The organism is Leucobacter salsicius M1-8, assembly GCF_000350525.1.
Lineage (GTDB): Bacteria > Actinomycetota > Actinomycetes > Actinomycetales > Microbacteriaceae > Leucobacter > Leucobacter salsicius.
Map to the genome: position 1 here is coordinate 1 of NZ_AOCN01000017.1, position 1,238 is coordinate 1,238.

Annotated in this window: 1 protein-coding gene; it reads left to right on the plus strand. The window is 55.3% G+C overall.

Annotated elements, in window-relative coordinates:
• Window positions 1-17: 17 nt before the first annotated feature.
• Window positions 18-1,238: IS30 family transposase (locus C795_RS17775; RefSeq protein ID WP_198008406.1), on the plus strand; the 1,221-nt coding region annotated here is incomplete at its 3' end.

Consider the following 1,238-nt stretch of genomic DNA (forward strand, 5'->3'; position numbering starts at 1 on the left):
TTCTCTAGGAGGTCGTTATGGCAGTTTCATGGGATCAACGCCGCATCGCGTATTCAATGCTGCTCTCAGGCTCGTCAGCACAAACAACAGCGAAACACTTCAACGTGAATACCGGTGCGGTCGTCGAGTGGGCCAGGCTTGCAGGCATGATCATTCGAATGGGCGCTCGGGGCGGTATCGAACCAGTGAAAAACTCTGATAGCCAAAGAACTCAGCCTTCTCGGGCGTATCGACGACTCACACGTGACGACAGGACCTTCATCGAGATGGCGATCAATAGCTCGCCCGCATGGTCTTTACGTGCGATTGCAGTACATTTGGCTGTCGCTGTGTCGACGGTGTCTCGGGAAATACGACGGCACCTGGTCGAGACGGGGCGCGGATACGGCCCTACCCGTGAGTTCAAGTATCACTCAGGGGTCGCCCATCATCGTACGATGCAAGCCAGACGCAAAGGTCGTGCTGGCAAGCTTGACCATGGTGATCTCCGCGGTCTTGTTATTGCGGCACTCAATGAGAAATACTCCCCGCAGCAAGTTGCGGGAAGATTGCGTATGCAGTTTCCTGACAGACCAGATCGGCATATATCTCACGAGACGATCTACCAAGCACTCTATGTGCAGGGCAAGGGCGCGCTTCGGCATGAGTTGACAGTGGTGAAAGCCCTACGGTCGGGTCGAAATCGAAGAATAACTGCGTCGCGGTTACCTGCGCGTGGGGAACGTCCCTGGCTCGAGGGAGCACGGATATCTGACCGTCCTGCCATTGTCTCTGATCGTGCTGTGCCTGGGCATTGGGAAGGGGACTTGGTAGTTGGGCCTGGGAACTCAGGGCTTGTGACTCTTGTGGAACGGACAACGAGATTCGCCTTAATCGGTCGTCTGCCCGGCACGCGGGTCTCGAAGACTGTGATCGATGTGCTCCGCCAACAAATCGAGCAGTTACCGGCACGGCTCCGGCAAACACTGACCTGGGATCAAGGTCAAGAGATGTCTAGGCATCGCGAGTTCACTGTAGCGACGGGCTGTCCGGTGTTCTTTTGTGATCCGCATTCCCCGTGGCAGCGGGGGTCAAACGAAAACCTCAATGGTCTCATTCGTGATTACTATCCCAAGGGAACTGATTTCAATACGGTCAGTGATGCAGAGATTCAGGCAGTCGTGGTCCAGCTCAATAATCGGCCGCGTAAGACTCTCGGTTTCTACACGCCGCGTGAGAAGATGGACGAACTTATTCAC